Here is a 19,843-nt window from a genome sequence, read left to right as displayed (position 1 = left end):
TAAAAGGGAAGAAAGTCTTACACAAAAAAACTCCCCTTTGTGTATGGGGGAGCTTTACTAATTATACTTCATCCTCGGTATAAGGATCTTTCTCATAAGGAGGTAAATCACCAAAGATTGTCATTGTACCTTCTTCATCTAGCATGTCTTCATATTGCTGATGTTGATTTGAAGGGAATATGGTAATTTCTTTTCCTTCTATATCAGTGCCGACAAAGTTTTCATAAGCCTCAACATATCCATCAGGATCATTTGATTCCATGTATACATCATTGTAGTGATCTTGTGGATCATTAAAATCAGATGGAGTTTCAGATGATCCGTAACTATTCACAATTTGATAAGCATCTTCTGCATCAAACGCTACGTTCTCATCTTGATCATCATAATTAAATTTTCCGAAGGGAGGCATTAAAACTCCTTCTTCTATTGGGCGATTATGTGAAACAACCTGTTCAGGTGCATGTTCTTTACAGGTAGTAGCTGTAGGAATTGCATCAAGTCGTTCAACTGGTATATCAACTCCACAAACTTCACATTTACCATAAGAACCATTGTCAATAGCTTGAAGAGCTCTTTCAATATCTAATAGTTGTTCTTCTGTATGTTCATTTAATGCAATGTCTTTTTCTCTTTCATATAATTCTGTAGCATCATCTGCTGGATGATTGTCATAACTTGAGAGTTCCCCCATTGATTCATGCCCATGACCTTCTTCAAGACCAAAATGACCATTCATCTCGAAGCGATCTTCTATATCTTTTTTCATTTGGTTTAGCTGTGAACGGAAGGTCTCTACTTGTTGTGAACTTAGCATGCCATCCACGCTCCTTCCTTAAATAAATGTTTCTATACCTATTATGAGCAGTAAGAAGGAAAACATGATTGTTAAAATTGCACAAAAAAAACACGGTACCTGAACATACCGTGTAAGAAGTATTTATAAGAAGTGGCTGACGAATAAACCCAACGCCAATAAAAATCCAAATTGAACATTCGTTTGAGCAGTTGCTTTCATTGCAGGCATCATTTCAATTGGAGCTGTTTTCCCTATAAATTGTTTTACAGCAGAATAAGCTTTAGGAATACTAATTAATACGAGCAATGCCCAAGCTGGTGCTAAACCTACTATAAGTAGTACAAATATAATGAAATATGCTGTAATAAACATACCAGCTAAAAAACGAATTGAGTTTTTTCTTCCTAGTAAAATGGCAAGTGTTTTTCTGCCATTTTCTTTATCGCCATCTAAATCTCGAATGTTGTTCGCAGTTAAAATAGCTGCAATTAAGATCGCAACAGGAATAGATAAAAGTATGCTGCCTAAGGAAAGTGTCTCAGTTTGAATAAAGTAGGCAATTAATACAATAACATTTCCCATAAAAAACCCGGCAACAATTTCACCAAATGGTGTATATGCAATTGGAACGGGACCTCCTGTATAAAAATACCCAGCTAGCATACATACTATTCCTATAACAGCAATCCACCAAGTGGACATCATACAAATGTAGACACCTAATAATGTAGCAATACCAAAAAATGAAAAACCTAATGTTAAGACAGTGTTTGCCTTAATTCCATTTCTAACGATGGCACCACCTATACCAACAGATGATTCATTGTCTAAACCACGTTTATAATCAAAATACTCATTAAACATATTTGTTGCTGCTTGAATTAGAATAGAAGCAACAAGCATAGCTATGAATAATGAGAGCTTTATTGATCCTTCATGCAAAGCTAACACAGTCCCAATTGTAACAGGAATAAATGCTGCAGATAGTGTATGCGGTCTTAATAGCATCCACCAAACTCTCCAGCCTTTGTCCTTTTTAATCATAGGAGCATGTGGCGTTGTCTGAGGTTGCATAATATCTCTCCTTTTTTTAGCAAAAAACAAATATAACATGTAAAACGACTCCATAACATAGTTTAGAAAAATAACCAAGGGGTGTCAATGCTTTTCAAATCAAAGATCCTAGCTTATTATTACCATTTGTACCTATAAAATGACTCTGTAATCAAGACGTTTTCATTTTAATCCTGAACAACAAGATATATAATAAGGTTATAACAATTTGGTTCTAAAAACAGAATTGATAAATTTGTACTTAGTTTGGTGTATAGTTCTACAAAGCCCTATTAAGGCAAAGGACTGGCAAGTTAAGTGCCTTGCGCTTTTCTATATTGACACACAACCTAGCTAGGTGTATCTTAATATAAGCAATTTTTGGTGTCGGGGGGATAAGCTTGATAACTACTTTGGATCATACAATAAAAGAATTTATACAGCAGGCATTGGAAGAGGCAAAGCAGACGAATCAATCGGTGATCGTCAGCAGTGTAAAAGAAGTGGATGCAATGGACCCCCTTCATTTCTTTGCTTCCGGTGAAGAACTTTCCTTAGGAGAACGATTTGTTTGGTCAACACCTGAACGGGATTTTACGATGGTTGGTCTAGGAAATGAATTAGTTATCGAAAATAATAAAGAGTCTAAACAAAGATTTCAGGAAATTGAAAAGGAATGGAAGCGCTTCCCTAAAAAGGTTATTTCTGATCGGAAGAATGAAATAGGGACAGGCCCTCTGCTATTCGGAGGTTTTTCATTTGATCCTATAAAAGAGAAAAGTCCTCTTTGGGATTCATTTGCAGAAGCAAAATTTGTACTTCCAACTACAATGCTTTCCATTGTTCAGAATAAAACATATCTTACTATTAACAAAATCATTTCACCTTACGATGAACTTGATGTTTGTATCAAACACTTTGAAAATAGTATTGAACTTAGCCATTCCTTTCCTTATTCATTAGATTGTGAAAAGGTTAACGAATTTTCAACTATTGAGTATAAAACTTCTGAATGGTTAAAGGCTGTTCAACAGGCAACTAAGGATATACAAGCAAAAGAAATGGATAAGGTTGTTTTAGCTCGTGAAGTACATCTAAAGTTCACAGAGAAAATAAATTCTTATCAAGTCATAAATAATCTTCTGATGGAACAGCCAACAAGCTATGTTTTTGATTTTGAAAATGGAAATCAGCACTTTGTTGGAGCTACTCCAGAAAGATTAGTTAAAAAGAAAAACACTCAGGTATTATCAACCTGTCTTGCTGGATCGATTAAAAGAGGAACCACAAAAGAGCAAGACCAAAAGTTAGGTCATCAACTATTAAATGATGACAAAAACTTAATTGAACATAATATCGTTGTTAAAATGATTAAAGCTGCTATTGATGCATGCTGTGATGAAGTAAGTGTACCGGAATACCCAACCTTATATAAAACGAAAAACATTCAACATCTATACACTCCTGTAAAGGGGATTGCAAAAGAAGGAATTTCCCTTCTTTCTATGGTTGAAAGATTACACCCCACTCCTGCTTTGGGTGGGTATCCTAAAGATAAAGCGATTGAAAAAATTAGAGAGCGCGAACCAATGCATCGCGGATGGTATGCAGGTCCGATTGGTTGGCTTGATCATGATAACAACGGTGAATTTGTTGTAGCCATTCGCTCAGGGTTATTGGAAGGTCAGAATGCTGCATTATTTGCAGGATGTGGAATTGTGGAAGAATCAGATCCGAAATCGGAATATCTAGAAACCAAAATAAAACTTAAGCCAATGCTGTCTGCTTTGGGAGGAATCGTAAATGAAGACTGGTGATACACTAACCAGATACGTCGCCAACTTTGTTGATGAACTGGCTCGTTTAGGAGTTGCGGAGGTTGTTATTAGTCCAGGTTCTCGCTCAACTCCTCTGGCTATTTTAATGGCGGAGCATCCAGATCTTACTTGTTACATTAATATTGATGAACGATCAGCAGGCTTTTTTGCACTTGGAATGGCTAAGTGTAATAAAAGACCTGTTGTATTAGTTTGTACATCTGGTACTGCAGCAGCTAATTATTATCCAGCAATTGTTGAAGCGCGTTACTCAAGAGTTCCATTAATAGTCATTACTTCTGATAGACCTCATGAGTTAAGAGATGTTGGGGCACCCCAGGCAATTGATCAAATTCAAATGTATGGTCATTATCCAAAATGGTTTGTTGACGTAGCCTTACCTGAAGAACAAGTAGGGATGTTTCGTTATGTTAGGACTATTGCAGGTAGAGCAGTGTCAATTGCTTCTGCACAACCTGAGGGAGTGGTTCATTTGAATTTTCCATTTAGAGAGCCTTTACTCCCCAATTTAACTCTTAATGACTTATGGAGTACAACAGAAGATCGAACAACCTATTTACATACTACACTAGGTGAAGTACTTTTATCGAAAGAACAAATGGAGATGTTGGTTCAACTCGTGAACAGGTTTTCTAAAGGAATGATTGTTTGTGGAGAACAAAACGATTCAGATTTTATTACAGAAGTGAATAAGCTTTCTGAAAAACTGAAATTCCCGATCCTTGCCGACCCTCTTTCTCAATTAAGAGCAGGTAAGCATAAAAAGCAGGGTGTCATTGATGGATATGACTCGATATTAAAAGATCCTGAATTAGTTAATGAGCTTAAACCAGAAGTGATTATTCGGTTTGGCCCTATGCCTGTTTCCAAGCCGCTTATGCTTTTATTGAAAAATAATCCGGATATTGTACAGATTATTGTCGATTCAAGTGAAGAATATCGGGACCCAACTTTAAATGCTTCACATCTTATTACTTGTATGCCGCATTATTTTTGTAAAGAGCTGGTGAACTTAATACAAGCTAAGGAATTCTCAGATTATTATAATAATTGGTTGCTAAGTAATCAGGTCTTTTCAGAAAGAATTGATCATGAGCTGCATAAAATCGATGAATTATTTGAAGGGAAAGTAGTTAGTGAACTTCAACAACTTCTACCTGATGGCAGCCGATTATTCGTTGGAAACAGCATGCCGATACGGGATGTTGATACGTTTTTTAGAAATCATGATAAAGAAATAGAAATCATTGCTAATAGAGGAGCCAACGGTATTGATGGAATTGTATCTACTGCATTAGGTGTTAGTGTAGATCATAAAAAGCCTACGTTTTTATTAATAGGTGATTTATCGTTCTTTCATGATTTAAATGGTCTTTTAGTAGCGAAAATGAATCAACTTAATCTAACAGTCATTTTAGTTAATAATGACGGTGGCGGGATCTTTTCTTTTCTTCCTCAGTCAAAAGAAGAAAAGCATTTTGAAACACTTTATGGAACTCCAACTGGTTTGAATTTTTCAAAAGTGGTAGAAATGTATGAGGGGAAACATGTAAAGATTGAGAGCTGGAACGAATTCCGAAATTATCTTACAAATGAATGGAACAACAGCGGAGTACAGGTTGTTGAACTTGCAACAGATCGAATAACACGTGTCAAGATTCATCGGGAATTGTTAGATCATGTTTCCCAGGAAATAAGAAAAGTGTTGAAACAATGAAAATAAGAGGTATTGATTATAACGTTGAAGTCGTTTCAAAGGGTGAGCCACTTGTTTTATTACATGGTTTTACTGGATGTATTGCCAATTGGAACCATATATTAGCGGAATTTCCACAGCAACAACTTGTTTTAATTGACATTATTGGACATGGTAGGACAGAATCTCCTTCAGATCCTTCAAGGTATGAAATGAATGAGGTTGTTAAAGATATTGTTGAAATATTAGATACTTTATCAATCGATCGTGCTAATATTTTGGGATATTCTATGGGTGGTAGATTAGCTTTATCTGTTGCAGCAACATTTCCTGAACGTGTAAAAACACTGATTCTTGAGAGTAGCTCACCCGGCTTAAATTACCTGGAGGAACGAAACAATCGAAAAAGATCCGATGAAAAGCTTGCAAAAGAAATTTTGAGTCATGGGGTAGAAAAATTTGTTCAACGATGGGAGAAAATTCCCTTATTCTCAACGCAAGACCAATTGTCACTGGAAACAAAACAAAAGCTTAGAGCACTTAGGCTACAAAATAATCCTGTAGGACTTGCTAACAGTTTGATTGGAATGGGGACAGGATCTCAACCATCCTGGTGGGAGCAGCTTTCAACTATAGAGATCCCTGTGTTATTGTTGTGTGGTGAATGGGATTTAAAGTTTTGTGATATAGCTAAAAATATGCACAAATACCTTCCTACTAGCTACTTAAAGGAAATAAATCATGCAGGACATACAATTCATGTAGAACAACCGCGAATTTTTGGTAAAATAGTAAGTGAGTTTTTATCTCAAAATAATTAGGAGGTACAAAAATGGCAATTGAATGGGTTACACAGCGTGAGTATGAAGAAATCATTTATCAAACATATAATGGAATAGCGAAGATTTCAATTAACCGTCCACATGTACATAATGCATTTACACCGAAAACGGTGACAGAGTTAATTGATGCATTTGCTCGTGCTCGAGATGATGAAAATGTAGGTGTTATTATTTTAACAGGTGAAGGTGGAAAAGCCTTCTGTTCAGGTGGAGACCAAAAAGTGCGTGGCCATGGTGGTTATGTAGGTGATGATCAAATTCCCCGCTTAAACGTACTTGATTTACAACGATTGATTCGTGTCATTCCAAAGCCTGTTATCGCGATGGTTGCAGGGTATGCAATCGGTGGAGGACATGTATTACATATCGTATGTGATTTAACAATTGCTGCGGATAACGCTGTATTTGGACAAACTGGTCCTAAAGTGGGAAGCTTTGATGCAGGGTATGGCTCAGGCTATTTAGCTCGCATAGTAGGACATAAAAAAGCACGTGAAATTTGGTATCTATGCAGACAATATGGCGCACAAGAAGCTTTAGATATGGGCTTAGTCAATACAGTTGTTCCGTTAGATCAGTTAGAAGAAGAAACGGTAAAATGGTGTGAGGAAATATTGGAAAAAAGTCCAACAGCTATTCGTTTCTTAAAAGCAGCATTTAATGCGGATACAGATGGACTTGCAGGAATTCAGCAATTTGCTGGGGATGCAACATTGCTTTATTATACAACGGATGAAGCAAAAGAAGGCCGCGATGCATTCAAAGAAAAACGTACTCCGGACTTCAAACAATTCCCGCGTTTCCCTTAAGCCTTATACGATTTTCAAAAAGCTTGGTGATACTTTTCTCATCAAGCTTTTTTTATTAAAAATAAAAACCAAAGGAGGTAAGGTATTTTTATGAACGAGACATTCCCTAATTGGTTAAAGCAACGAGCAAATCTTACGCCAAATCGTTTGGCTGTTAAAGTAGAAAATGAAGAATTGACGTTTGATGAGCTTTATAAACGTGTTCAAAATAGAGTAAAACAATTAATCTCTCTTGGGGTAAAAAGAGATGAGCATATAGGAGTGCTCATGAAAAACAGTGTAGATATGATTGAAGTGATTCATGCGCTCTTCTCTGTCGGTGCTATAGCTGTATTATTAAATCATCGCTTAACAAATCAAGAGCTAGCTTTTCAACTATCAGATGCTGAAGCTGTTTCTGTTATTTGTCATGAAGAATTAGCGGGAAAACTAGGTGAAAAGGTAAATGTAATTGTTGTTGACCACCTCAAAGAAATAGAAAGTCTTGTTTACATAGAAGAAATTGAGGAGTTCAAGGCAGATCAAGTGGCAACCATCATGTATACATCTGGAACAACTGGATATCCAAAAGGTGTACTACAAACGTTTGGAAATCATTGGTCAAGTGCAATCGGCTCTGCATTAAATCTGGGAATAGTACAAGAAGATCGTTGGTTATTAGCTGTTCCGTTATTTCATATTAGCGGATTATCGATCTTGTTTCGAAGTGTTATTTATGGAATTGGTATTGTCTTATTTGAGAGATTTGATGCTAAAAAAATGAATCGTGCCATCTTGGAGGATGGGGTAACCATTGTGTCAGTTGTCACAACGATGTTAAATCAAATGCTAGTTGACCTTGGCCATAACAAATACCCGGAGAGCTTTCGATGTATGCTTGCAGGAGGAGGTCCAGTTCCAAAAGACTTGCTTGAAAAAAGCCTCACAAAACAAATCCCCGTTTTTCAAACATATGGAATGACCGAAACTTCTTCACAAATTGTTACCTTATCTCCTGAATATAGCATGAAAAAGGTAGGATCAGCAGGTAAACCATTATTTTTATGTCAAATGAAAATCATGCAAAATGATAGAGAATGTGCACCATTTGAAGAGGGTGAGATTTTCGTAAAAGGTCCAAATATTACAAAGGGCTACTGGAAGCGTGAGGAAGCGACAAAAAACGGATTTACGAATGGTTGGTTTCACACAGGTGATCAAGGTTATATCGATAATGATGGATTTTTATATATATTAGACAGACGATCAGATTTAATTATTTCTGGTGGAGAAAATGTATACCCTGCAGAAATTGAAAATGTTCTCCTCTCATACCCAGCTGTCCAGGATGCGGGTGTTGTTGGTATAGAAGATAAGAAATGGGGACAGGTTCCATATGCTTTTCTTGTTACAACTGAAAAAATTGATCGTGAAGATCTTCTTACATACTGTCAAGAACGATTGGCAAAATACAAAGTTCCTCATCATATAACATTTTTAGAAGAGCTTCCAAGAAATGCATCTAATAAGCTTTTGAGAAAAAATCTTAGAAAATATCTAGAAAAAGGAATGTCTATATGATAAAAGTTGAAAAAGTCACGTTGTATCATATCACTCAGAAATTGAAAGTCCCGTTTACATCAAGCATAGGACATGTTACGGATCGAGATAGTATTTTAGTTGAGGTGATTGATTGTGATGGAGTAAGTGGATGGGGAGAGGTTGTGGCTTTTTCAACACCTTGGTATACAGAAGAAACGATTTCAACCTGCTTTCATCTTCTTAAAGACATTCTTATCCCATTAGTCATTTCTGAGACTTTTGAACACCCAGATGAACTGCAGGAAATTTTTAAAAGAATAAAGCGAAATCAAATGGCAAAAGCATCTCTAGAGGGTGCAATATGGGATTTATATGCTAAGAAGAAAAATGTATCCTTATCAGCGGCATTAGGTGGCGTAAGAAATGAAATTGAGTGCGGTGTTGTTGTCGGGATATCTTCCTTTTCAAATATGATTGAACAAATTACTCGATATCATGAGGAAGGCTATAAACGATTTAAAATAAAGATTTCACCAGATCAAGATATGAAAATAGTTGAGGAAATACGCAAAAGGTTTCCTGATTTACCTTTAATGGCAGATGCAAATTCATCTTATACACTGAATGATGTTGAAAGATTAAAAGAACTAGATCAATTTGGATTAATAATGATTGAACAACCACTCGCAGCAGATGATATTGTTGATCATGCCAAACTTCAAGAGAAACTATCAACTCCTATCTGCTTAGATGAAAGTATTATAACTAGTGAAGATGCCAGAAAAGCGATTGAACTAGGAAGTTGCCAAGTTATTAATATTAAACCGGGGCGCGTAGGTGGGTTAACTGAATCAAAGAAAATACATGATTTATGTCTTAAAAACGAAATACCCGTCTGGTGTGGTGGGATGCTTGAAACAAGTATTTCACGAGCCCATAATATTGCTTTAGCATCACTAGCAAACTTTACAATTCCGGGAGATATCTCATCATCTTCAAGATATTGGGAGAAGGATATCGTTGATCCGGAAATAAGAAGTGTTTCAGGGAAAATTAGTGTACCAAATGAAATTGGGATAGGGTATAAGGTTAAGAAAGATCTGTTAAAATCAATAGCTTCATCAGTCACAGTTTTAAAATAATGATAAAAAGATATTTTTAATTAGAATATAGAGGGGAAATTTAATTATTAGCCTATGAAAAATTAATTTTATAGTAAATTTGTTTGTCAAAATTAAATGATCAAGATTTTTAATGAAAGCTAACAACCGAGTATAATTATGAAGAAAGATTAACAAATTTAATGAAAGTTAGTTTCTCTTTCTGCTCTTTTAAGGATAACTCTAGACTATGAATTCAGTATACTCACTGAGTACATAGTTTGAGTTATCCTTTTTTTATCTCCTAAATTGTCGAGAAAAGATGTTTGACATAAAAGTCTAAATGAATTATTGTTGCGTTAAGGAAACTTTTTTAGATGAACTAACAAAAAATGATGCAAGTAAAAAATGTAGCACACATACTAAATAACTACATAAACTACTTTTGACCCAGCAAAAATAGGAAAGTTTCAACCATGAATATAAAAATGAAAAGCGAAATGGAGGAGTAAAAGGTGAAAAAATGGTTGGCAGGTGTAGGAACAGCGATTCTAGCAGTATTTTTATTATCGGCATGTGGTAGTGATAGTGAACAGACAAATGGTGATGTAGCTGAAGGAAACGGAACTTCTAGTGAAACAATTAACGTTACAACAACTACAGGTCAAGTAGCAGATATCGTAAAACATGTGGGTGGAGATAAAGTGGAAGTTACTTCATTAATGGGACCCGGAGTCGACCCTCATCTTTATCAAGCTTCTCAAGGAGATATCCAGAAATTAAATGAAGCAGATATGATTTTTTACAATGGCCTTCATTTAGAGGGTAAAATGGGTGAAATTTTCGAAAAGATGTCAGAGGATAAAGCAACAGTTGCTGTTGGTGATTCTATTCCTGAGGATAAGTTATTAGCAGCAGATGATTCAACTGCACACGATCCTCACGTATGGTTTGATATCAAAGCATGGATTCATGCTGTTGATGCAGTTGAAGAAGAATTAACAAAGCAATCTCCTGATAATGAAGAATTATTTAAGGAAAATGCGGCCAACTATAAAAAAGAATTAGAGGATTTAGATGCTTATGCAAATGAGCAAATTAAAACCATTCCAGAAGAAAGTCGTGTTCTAGTAACAGCTCATGATGCCTTTGCTTATTTTGGGCATGCATATGGATTGGAAGTAATGGGATTACAAGGATTAAGTACAGATTCTGAATATGGACTAAAAGATGTTCAAGCGTTGGTAGATACATTAGTAGAAAGAAACATTAAAGCTGTGTTTATTGAAAGTAGTATTTCAGAAAAGTCAATTAGTGCAGTAGTAGAAGGTGCAAAAAAACAAGGTCATGAAGTAGTTATCGGTGGTGAGCTTTTCTCTGACGCTATGGGTGAAGAAGGAACAGAAGAAGGCACATACGTTGGTATGTTCAAACACAATGTAGACACAATTGTATCTTCTTTAAAATAGAGTAACGATAGGTTATAAGATTGATAGCTAAGAATGAAAACAATTTGTTCTTAGCTATTGGTATATCTCTAAAAGTGAAACCGCAAAAAGGTTGGTGTTAACGAATGAATCCTGTTACAGTAGAAAATTTAACAATTGCGTATCATCAGAAACCTGTTTTACAAGAAGTAAGTTTTGAGGTACCTGAAGGAAAATTAATTGGCATTATTGGCCCAAACGGTGCTGGAAAGTCAACCTTGATTAAAGGAATTTTAGGATTAATTCCAGCAGCTTCTGGTGAAGTAAATATATTCGGTGAACAATACAAGAAGCAGAGAAAACGTGTGGGCTATGTTCCACAACGTGGATCTGTGGATTGGGATTTCCCAACAAATGCTTTAGATGTTGTTTTAATGGGAAGATATGGTCATGTTGGCTGGTTTAAACGTCCAGGTAAGAAAGATATTGAGTTTGCTAGAGAATGTCTTAAAAAAGTAGGAATGCTTGAATTCGAAAATCGTCAAATCAGTCAGCTTTCTGGTGGACAGCAGCAAAGGGTCTTTTTAGCAAGAGCACTTGCTCAAGATGCAGATGTTTACTTTATGGATGAACCATTTGTTGGAGTGGATGCAGCAACTGAAAAAGCCATTATCGCTTTATTAAATGAATTAAAGGAAAAAGGGAAAACAGTTCTAGTTGTTCATCATGATTTACAAACAGTAGAAGAGTATTTTGATTGGGTTCTTCTATTAAATATGAGAAAAGTTGCGTTTGGTCCAACTAAGGATGCTTTCTCAATCGATAATCTTCAAAAAACGTATGGTGGAAAACTAACATTTCTACAAGATCAATCGGTTGTTGTTGAAGGGAAATAAAAAGATAGATAGTAGATCATAGCCTTCCTAAAGAAGGGTAGGGAACGGTTAGTTCCTTTAGAATAAATAGGAGTGAAGCAAATGTTTGAAGAACTATTGTTACAACTTCAAAATCCAAATACCCAATGGGTTTTAATTGGCACAATGCTCCTGGGAATTGCTAGTGGAGTTGTCGGAAGCTTTACATTATTAAGAAAGCAAAGCTTAATAGGTGATGCGATGGCTCATTCAGCTTTACCTGGAGTATGTATTGCCTATTTACTATATGGTTCAAAATCGCTTCTTTGGTTTTTAATTGGAGCTGTCATTGCAGGCTTAATTTCATCTTTTTTCATTCAAGTGATTATTAATCATTCCAGAATAAAAGAGGATTCAGCACTAGGTATTATCATTTCTGTGTTTTTTGGATTCGGGATTGTTCTTTTAACCTATATCCAGCATAATGGTGCTGGAAATCAAAGTGGTTTAGATGACTTTATTTTTGGGCAGGCAGCTTCAATGGTTGCAGCAGATGTACGTTTAATTACCATCATAGCCATCATTTTGCTAGCCATCACGGCAATCTTTTATAAAGAGTTTAAATTGCTAACGTTTGATCCCCAGTTTGCAAAGGGAATTGGAATTCCAGCGAAATTCTTTAATGGGCTGTTGCTTTTACTCATTGTTTGTTCAGTTGTAATTGGCTTACAAACAGTGGGTGTTGTGTTAATGGCAGCTATGCTCATTACTCCCGCGATTAGCGCAAGATATTGGACAGAAAAATTAAGCTCAATGATCATTATTTCAGGATTTATCGGCGGCATTTCTGGAGTATTTGGAACACTATTAAGTACGATTATGGAAGGGATGGCAACTGGACCACTTATTATTATTGCTGCAACAATCATGTTTATCATTTCACTTATTTTTGCTCCAAAAAGAGGCTTGCTTGCAAAGGCAATAAAACAACTACATTTAAGAAAACGAACGGCAGTAGAGCAAATTTTCTTAAGTTTTTATGATGTAGCAGAAGGCGGAAATCTGCGTGAAATTTCTGAAGATGAGGTTTTATTAAAAAGAAAAGTTACACCAAGCCTTTTCCAACATGCTAAAAATGTATTGGAAAAGAAGGAGTATATTAAACCATCAAGTAATGGTAAATGGATGTTAACTGAAAAAGGAATTGAGGCAGGATACGAACTTGTTTTACAACAGCGTTTATATGAAATGTATTTAATGCATGAAATGGAATTTGCCCATTTAGAGTTGAAAACAAGAGAGGATCTTAATTTAAATGCCATTTCAAAAGAAACGAAAGATCAGCTGCTTAAATTATTGCGTATCCATGATCGCGCACCATTACTAATACCTAAGTCAACGAGTCTCGGAGATAGGAGAGTGATGGTAAATGACTTATGATGCTTGGATTATCATAACAGGATCATTAGTAGGCATTACATGTGCAATGATTGGCTGTTTCCTCGTTTTAAGAAAAATGGCGATGCTAGCAGATGCGATCTCACATACTGTTTTATTAGGAATAGTCGGTGGATATTTAGTTAGTCGTAGTCTAGATGGTCCATCCCTTTTAATTGGTGCAGTTATAGTAGGGTTATTAACAGCCTTACTTGTTCAGGTTTTGAGTGGTAAGGGTGTTCAAGGTGATGCTGCGATTGGGATTGTGTTTACATCTCTTTTTGCCGTCGGAGTTATTCTTCTTTCTGTTTTTGCAGGAAATATCCATTTAGATGTGGATCACGCCTTAATGGGGGAAATCACATTTATCCCGTGGGATACAGTCGAGTGGAATGGGATGGAGATGGGTCCAAAAGCAGTTTGGCTTTTAGGTTTTGTGTTCATTGTAAACTTACTAATCATTATCTTCTTTTATAAAGAATTTAAGATTAGCTCATTCGATCCTGAGATGGCTGTAGCAATTGGAATTCCCGTCTTATTTATTCATTACTTACAGATGGGGATGCTCTCAATTACTACTGTTGCCTCATTCGATAGTGTTGGTGCCATTTTAGTTGTGGCAATGCTCATTGTCCCTGCCTCTACAGCCTATTTACTAACAGATAAACTACTAAATATGCTTTTTATTAGTGCGGGAATAGGTGTTTTCTCTGCGATATGTGGATATTACATGGCAACCGTATTAAATGTGTCGATTGCAGGTGCTATGGCAACGTCAACTGGTGTTCTTTTCGCCCTTGCGTTTTTGTTTTCACCAAAGCATGGATTACTTGCAAAAAAACGAGCACAAAAAAAGCTATCAAAAGCTACTGCTAAAACTGCAACAACAAATCCCGGCCTCTAACAGCCGGGATTTTTTAAGTATTATGGGTATCATTAGTATGTTATTGTTATTCCATTAATCCATATTCAATCGCGCGATCAGCAACTAAGTCATCAACATCTTGAGGAAGGTCATCCAGTGAGCCGAACTCATAGTCCCATAAATTTGTAAAAGAATCTACAAAAATCGGAAACGAGTCAGCATTTGAATTTTTTACATCTTGACGAAATGACTCAATCAGGCTTTCCTTCATGTTACATCCCCCTTGCTCGTTTTATCACCACTTTATTTTTTCTAAAAGAAGAAAAAATATGTAAAGCTTATTTAAGATTCGTTTTGTTTTAAATAGCGCTTATCTTTCATAAAGAGTTTCCAAAAGTAAACAAATCCTGGGAAGAGAATTAGAAACCCAACAATATATGTGATGAATAACGCTCGAAAAGTGTTCGGATGCGTAAAACCAGATTCAATTGTGACGTCAGGATAAATCATGTATGGAAGATGAGCTCGTCCATATGCATAACTTGCTAATAAATATTGAATGGTTACAGCTACTACTGCTAATCTAGGTCTTCCAATACGTTGCTTATGTTTTGCAGATGGAATGAATAAAGCAGCTCCAGCAATAACAAACAGAAGAACAGATCCAATTAAAAAGGGGAGGTACTCAAGCATATTCGTATAAAGCCAATTTGCTTCGGCCCTTAGGGTTAGCATAATTAACAATGCTGTAAATAAGGAAATGGGACCAAGAATTAATGCATCACGACGATAAACACGATATGCTTCGAGTTCATCTGCTACATTTGAATAGTCAGCAAGCAGTAGTGATGATAAAAACAATGTACTGCTAACAGCAAATCCAATGAAGGCGTATATGTTTGGACTTGTGAATAAAGCAGCGAAGTTAAGTTGATGGACACCATTTACAACATCAATATAGCCACCATGTGTAATCGGCAAAACAAGCATAAGTAACGCTGGAATAATAAATCCAGAGATTCCGGAAACATATGTTAAGCCTTTTTCATAGTCTTTTGCAACATGTGAAAACACTAAGAAACCACTTCGTAATGCTAATAAAATCAAGATAAAACTCCCTGGAAGGAGTAGGACTGTGCCTAAGATAAACGTTGCTCCCGGGAAAAAGCTAACTAGCGCGATAACAATTGCCACAATGAATACATTTGTTACTTCCCATGTGGGAGAAAGATAACGGTTTGCGATGTTTGTTGCATTTGTTTTTTCTTTATTAAAATAAACCATGGACCAGAAGCCTGCTCCAAAATCCATTGTCGCCATAACGGCATAAATAAACACAAACCCCCATAATACTGTGATTGCGAGTAATGAATCTGCAGTCATTTTGATTCACACCTTTTCTAAGGATTAATAACTAAGATTATTTTGTTTAGGTACTCCTCCATCAAGCTCATCCTCAACAGGGTGGCGCTTAAAGTAATATCTTAATACAGCTAAAACCGCAATACCTAAAATAACATAAATTAAAGAGAAAAGAAGAAACAACATCCCGATTTGAGTTGACTTTGTTACGACATCTTCGGTAGCTAAAATGCGATAAATCACCCATGGCTGTCTCCCCGTACAGGCAAAAATCCATCCAAATTCAATGGAAAGAAGGGACAGTGGCCCAGCTACAACGAAGGCATACATAAATAGCTTAGGAAAATGTGGTTTTTTCAAAAATTTGTACCAAACAAACCCAGCAAGTGATAAAAAGATTAAAAAGCTCCCAATAAGAACCATTCCGTTAAAAAGTGTGTGCACAAATAACGGTGGCCAGTATTCCTCAGGGAAATCATTTAAACCAACAACCTCTGTTTTAAAGCTATCTCCTGCTAAGAAGCTTAAGGCCCAAGGAATTTCAATCCCATACTTTACTTCTTGGCTTTCACGATCTGTAAATCCTCCAATAGCAAGGGGAGCGTAATCCTGTGTTTCAAAAAGGCCTTCTGCAGCAGCAAGCTTTTCAGGCTGGTATTCATGTAACATTTGAGCCGACTCATGGCCATTGATTGCTGTTAGAAAAGAAAAGATTCCTCCAATAACCAAACTTAACATAAGCGCTTTTCGATGAAATTTGTATACACGTTCATTTTTCCTGCTTTTTAACATTTTGAATGATGCAATTGTACTAATCATAAAAGCACCTGTCATATAGGCTGAAACGGCTACATGTGCAGCTGAAATGAAGAAGCTAGGGTTAAAAAACGCAGCCCATGGATCCACATCCACAATTTCTCCATCTTGAATCCTGAAACCAGCGGGAGTTCCTTCAAATGCATGAACATTTGTTATGAGAACGGCAGAAGCACTTGCCCCAATAAGGACGAGGGTAACGCTGATGATTCTCATTCTAGGAGAAATTCGATCAGCCGCATAAACATAAATGCTCATAAACAAGGCTTCAATAAAGAAAGCATAAATTTCAATTTGGAAAGGTAATGACATGACTCTCCCAATTACCTCCATAAATCCCGGCCATAATAATGCGAGCTGAACCCCGGCAATTGTTCCTGTTGGAATGGCAACCCCAAGCAAAACAGCCTGTCCTTTTGTCCAACGCTTTGCCATTATGGCATAATCCTGATCCTTCGTTTTTTGAAAAAGAAGTTCCGCACATAATATCATTAAAGGCAACCCAACACCCAAAGTGGCAAAAATAATGTGAAAGCCCATTGTGGTTCCGAACAGTGAACGCGCTAATACTAAATCATCCATTGCGATCCGCCTTTCTTTTCCTACCTTGTCGTAATCACCCATAGTGTCCACTATTTTCTAGAGAATATTCTTGTGTTTTCTATTTGAAGGGGAGAAGGAAATTTTCAAATAAGTACTCATGGCTAGAGCTGGAGGTGAAGCTCATAAAAGTGATGAAGACCATTAGAGAGTGGAAAATTAGAGGAGATGGTCTTCATCAACGGGATGAAGACCAACATCGAGTGAAAAATCAGAGGAGATGGTCTTCATCAGTGAAATGAAGACCATCATGGAGTGGAAAATTAGAGGAGATGGTCTTCATCAGTGAAATGAAGACCAACACAGTGTGAAAAAACAGAGGAGATGGTCTTCATCAACGGGATGAAGACCATCATAGAGTGAAAAATTAGAGGAGATGGTCTTCATCAACGGGATGAAGACCAACATTGAGTGAAAAAACAGAGGAGATGGTCTTCATCAGTGAAATGAAGACCATCATTAAGTGAAATAGCTATTTGATATATATCACAGTTTTTTATTTAATTTTTATTCCTCATAATAAGTCCACTGATGAACCCCTTTTACCTTAAAGTTTTTTTGAAGAATTCTTGTTATTCTTCTTTTAGTTACAACTTCATTACACCATTCATGAATGACATTTGCCGTGAGCTTATTGTCAGGAAAAAGAAGCTTAAATGTCCTTACATTTCGCATAACAGCAGCCTCAATTTCTTCTCTGTGACCACAGATTAAACATGAAAATTGCATTCCCTCAACACTAATTGTGAAAGACAAACACTCCCCACAAACAACCCCTTTACGTAGCTCCTTATATTCATAACTAGGTAACTTCCTATAAGGAGAGTCCGTGACATGTAAAGAAAGTAACTTGTCAGCAAGCCTCTTATGATCATCTTTTAACTTTGACGATACTGTATTTAGTTCTTTCAAGTGCCTATTAATTTGTGTAGGAAAAATAAATGGTTTGTTTAGGGGTGATTGATATAGAGTGAATTCTGGGTTGATGAAAACGACTGAAGCAAAAATCGGTGTGGGGTAACCAAGATGTTTGAGTAATTGTCTTAATAATGATTCGGTTCTATTCAATTGAATGAGAGGATTGCTTATTTCTTTTTGGTTTTTCTTATATAGTCGATCAGAATCGTAATAATAATCTCCTTCATAATTTTTCACCTCATAAAGGTAAAGAGAGTCTCGGTTGATAAGTAAAGAGTCAATTTGGAACAATGTGTTATTTTGTTTTAAAAGCAAATCATTTAGGATAATGCATTCACAACTAAGCTTTTCTAGTAAACTATCAAATAATACCTCGCCTTCATACCCTTTCTTAAGATTAAAATAATACTGCTTGTCCTTTTCATCCAAACTCATTCGGGTATTTAGGCTTTTTAGAATACATAATTCATTAGGTTCCTTTCGGTGCTTGTAAATCATATTTCACATCCTTTTTATTTTTGAAGATCAAGTTGATTATATGATAGATGTATCTTTCTGTCTAAATAAAAAAAGTGAACGAAATATTCGCTCACTTACTTGATAAGGCTGTTTTTAAAGTTTCTAAATTTCTTTCCATAATACTAAAATAATCCTCATTATTTTTTACATCTTCTTCTGTAATAGACTCTAGGTTGCTAAGGGTTAATGCTTCTGCTCCAATTTCAGCTTGAACGATATCTGTTACATTGCTTGTAACATTTGTTTCAAAAATGATGTAGTTGATTTCATGTTCTTTAGCAGTTTCAATAATTGTTTGTAATTCTTTTTGTGAAGGTTCCTCAGTTGGAGAAAGCCCTAGTACACTGATTTGTTCGATTCCATAACGGTTTTCCCAATAACCGTAAGCAGCATGAGATACTAGGATCTCTTTCTTTTCTGCATTGCTTATTATATCTTTAAAAGATTGATCAAGGTCTTCAAGCTGTGTTTTTAAAGCTTGGAAGTTATCCTCAAATGTTTGCTTTCCTTCTGGATTAAGTTCTATTAATGCATCTTTGATGTTTTCTGCTAGAGTAATTGAATGAATAGGGTCAATCCAAACGTGTGGGTCCTGATCACCGTGATCGTGTGCGTGTGCACTTTCATCATGAGCAGCCTCATCCTCAGTGTGTGCATTTTCATCATGAGCGGCCTCATCCTCAGTGTGTGCACTTTCATCATGAGCGGCTTCAGCCTCAGCGTGTGCATTTTCATCATGAGCGGCTTCGTCCTCAGTGTGTGCACTTTCATCATGAGCGGCTTCGTCCTCAGCATGTTCTGTTTCATCATGAGCAGCTTCTTCTTCATGACCTTCTATATATTCGATTCCTTCACCAGCGTTGATAAAGGCAACATCTTCAGAATTTAATGATTCTTGAACTTTTTCTGTAAAGCTTTCAAATCCTACACCTGAATAAATGAACCCATCTGCTTCAGCGATTTCAACCATCGCCTTAGTAGTAGGCTCGTATGTGTGGGCGTCAACTCCAGGAGGAAGAATGTTTTCAACTTCAACTAGATCTCCACCTATCTTTTTTGCGAAATCTTCTAGTGGATAAATCGTAGTATAGATTTTTAATGTATTTTCTGTATTTGTTTCATTCGCTGATTGTCCTTCTTCGTTACTTGCATTACAGCCGATTAAAAAGCTTGATAGTAACAGGAATGAGCTCATGAGTAATGTGTGCTTTTTCATGTAAATAATCTCCTTTCAATAAATCAGTATGATTACGATTAAGACTTCATTATTATATCTTAATGATTACGATTTGAGAACTAATTTTTATTTCTAAAAAACAAATAGTAACTGTTACGATTTAATTTCCTTAACCATAGTAACTCATCATTAGAGAAATTTCAAGAGTTA

Annotated in this window: 17 protein-coding genes; 10 read left to right on the top strand and 7 right to left on the bottom strand. The window is 36.2% G+C overall.

All coding sequences use genetic code 11. The annotated features are described in order from the left end of the window. Nucleotides 1–61: 61 nt before the first annotated feature. A complete protein-coding gene (locus LPC09_RS19610; protein ID WP_231308074.1) occupies nucleotides 62–817 on the bottom strand; it encodes a yteA family sporulation protein in 756 nt (251 codons plus the stop codon). 123 nt (nucleotides 818–940) lie between these two features. Next, the gene (locus LPC09_RS19605; RefSeq protein ID WP_098795063.1) at nucleotides 941–1,873 is read right to left on the bottom strand and encodes a 1,4-dihydroxy-2-naphthoate polyprenyltransferase; all 933 of its coding nucleotides are present in this window, start codon (nucleotides 1,871–1,873) and stop codon (nucleotides 941–943) included. Between the two features lie 380 nt (nucleotides 1,874–2,253). Between LPC09_RS19605 and LPC09_RS19600 the strand changes: the two genes are divergently transcribed. The 10 genes from LPC09_RS19600 to LPC09_RS19555 all read left to right on the top strand — a co-directional run bounded on the left by LPC09_RS19600 (nucleotide 2,254) and on the right by LPC09_RS19555 (nucleotide 14,280). Further along, nucleotides 2,254–3,669, top strand: a complete 1,416-nt coding sequence (locus LPC09_RS19600; RefSeq protein WP_231308073.1) for an isochorismate synthase — start codon at nucleotides 2,254–2,256, stop codon at nucleotides 3,667–3,669. Beyond that, complete coding sequence (gene menD / locus LPC09_RS19595) at nucleotides 3,656–5,407, top strand: 2-succinyl-5-enolpyruvyl-6-hydroxy-3-cyclohexene-1-carboxylic-acid synthase (RefSeq protein ID WP_231308072.1); 1,752 nt, start codon at nucleotides 3,656–3,658, stop codon at nucleotides 5,405–5,407. Before LPC09_RS19600 ends, menD begins: the two co-directional genes overlap by 14 nt. After that, nucleotides 5,404–6,207, top strand: coding sequence for a 2-succinyl-6-hydroxy-2,4-cyclohexadiene-1-carboxylate synthase (gene menH / locus LPC09_RS19590; RefSeq protein ID WP_098794894.1), 804 nt, complete (start codon nucleotides 5,404–5,406; stop codon nucleotides 6,205–6,207). Before menD ends, menH begins: the two co-directional genes overlap by 4 nt. Before the next feature lie 11 nt (nucleotides 6,208–6,218). Beyond that, on the top strand, nucleotides 6,219–7,037 hold the full coding sequence (menB, locus tag LPC09_RS19585; RefSeq protein ID WP_098794895.1) for a 1,4-dihydroxy-2-naphthoyl-CoA synthase: 819 nt from the start codon (nucleotides 6,219–6,221) through the stop codon (nucleotides 7,035–7,037). 90 nt (nucleotides 7,038–7,127) lie between these two features. Further along, on the top strand, nucleotides 7,128–8,597 hold the full coding sequence (locus LPC09_RS19580; protein ID WP_098794896.1) for an o-succinylbenzoate--CoA ligase: 1,470 nt from the start codon (nucleotides 7,128–7,130) through the stop codon (nucleotides 8,595–8,597). Continuing rightward, the gene (gene menC, locus LPC09_RS19575) at nucleotides 8,594–9,700 is read left to right on the top strand and encodes an o-succinylbenzoate synthase (protein ID WP_098794897.1); all 1,107 of its coding nucleotides are present in this window, start codon (nucleotides 8,594–8,596) and stop codon (nucleotides 9,698–9,700) included. The genes LPC09_RS19580 and menC overlap by 4 nt, the downstream gene beginning before the upstream one ends. 473 nt (nucleotides 9,701–10,173) lie before the next feature. Then, nucleotides 10,174–11,127 (top strand): metal ABC transporter solute-binding protein, Zn/Mn family, encoded by a 954-nt coding sequence (locus tag LPC09_RS19570; RefSeq protein ID WP_231308071.1) that lies wholly within the window; start codon nucleotides 10,174–10,176, stop codon nucleotides 11,125–11,127. 104 nt (nucleotides 11,128–11,231) lie between these two features. Continuing rightward, on the top strand, nucleotides 11,232–11,981 hold the full coding sequence (locus LPC09_RS19565) for a metal ABC transporter ATP-binding protein (RefSeq protein ID WP_098794898.1): 750 nt from the start codon (nucleotides 11,232–11,234) through the stop codon (nucleotides 11,979–11,981). Nucleotides 11,982–12,062: 81 nt separating this feature from the next. Then, on the top strand, nucleotides 12,063–13,379 hold the full coding sequence (locus LPC09_RS19560) for a metal ABC transporter permease (RefSeq protein ID WP_098794899.1): 1,317 nt from the start codon (nucleotides 12,063–12,065) through the stop codon (nucleotides 13,377–13,379). Next, complete coding sequence (locus tag LPC09_RS19555; protein ID WP_098794900.1) at nucleotides 13,369–14,280, top strand: metal ABC transporter permease; 912 nt, start codon at nucleotides 13,369–13,371, stop codon at nucleotides 14,278–14,280. The genes LPC09_RS19560 and LPC09_RS19555 overlap by 11 nt, the downstream gene beginning before the upstream one ends. Before the next feature lie 46 nt (nucleotides 14,281–14,326). On the opposite strand, the gene LPC09_RS19550 is transcribed toward LPC09_RS19555, so the two are convergent. The 5 genes from LPC09_RS19550 to LPC09_RS19530 form a co-directional block, all read right to left on the bottom strand. Then, on the bottom strand, nucleotides 14,327–14,512 hold the full coding sequence (locus LPC09_RS19550) for a hypothetical protein (RefSeq protein WP_098794901.1): 186 nt from the start codon (nucleotides 14,510–14,512) through the stop codon (nucleotides 14,327–14,329). A gap of 71 nt (nucleotides 14,513–14,583) precedes the next feature. Continuing rightward, nucleotides 14,584–15,624 carry a cytochrome d ubiquinol oxidase subunit II gene (locus LPC09_RS19545; protein WP_098794902.1) on the bottom strand — a complete coding sequence of 347 codons (1,041 nt, stop codon included), beginning with the start codon at nucleotides 15,622–15,624 and terminating at the stop codon, nucleotides 14,584–14,586. Nucleotides 15,625–15,648: 24 nt separating this feature from the next. Beyond that, the gene (locus LPC09_RS19540; RefSeq protein ID WP_231309785.1) at nucleotides 15,649–17,001 is read right to left on the bottom strand and encodes a cytochrome ubiquinol oxidase subunit I; all 1,353 of its coding nucleotides are present in this window, start codon (nucleotides 16,999–17,001) and stop codon (nucleotides 15,649–15,651) included. 525 nt (nucleotides 17,002–17,526) lie between these two features. Further along, on the bottom strand, nucleotides 17,527–18,435 hold the full coding sequence (locus tag LPC09_RS19535; protein ID WP_231308070.1) for a nuclease-related domain-containing protein: 909 nt from the start codon (nucleotides 18,433–18,435) through the stop codon (nucleotides 17,527–17,529). Nucleotides 18,436–18,526: 91 nt separating this feature from the next. After that, nucleotides 18,527–19,672 carry a metal ABC transporter solute-binding protein, Zn/Mn family gene (locus LPC09_RS19530; protein ID WP_231308069.1) on the bottom strand — a complete coding sequence of 382 codons (1,146 nt, stop codon included), beginning with the start codon at nucleotides 19,670–19,672 and terminating at the stop codon, nucleotides 18,527–18,529. Nucleotides 19,673–19,843: the final 171 nt, after the last annotated feature.

This window comes from Metabacillus sp. B2-18, assembly GCF_021117275.1.
Taxonomy (GTDB): domain Bacteria; phylum Bacillota; class Bacilli; order Bacillales; family Bacillaceae; genus Metabacillus.
This window is presented reverse-complemented; position numbering and strand designations above follow the sequence as displayed.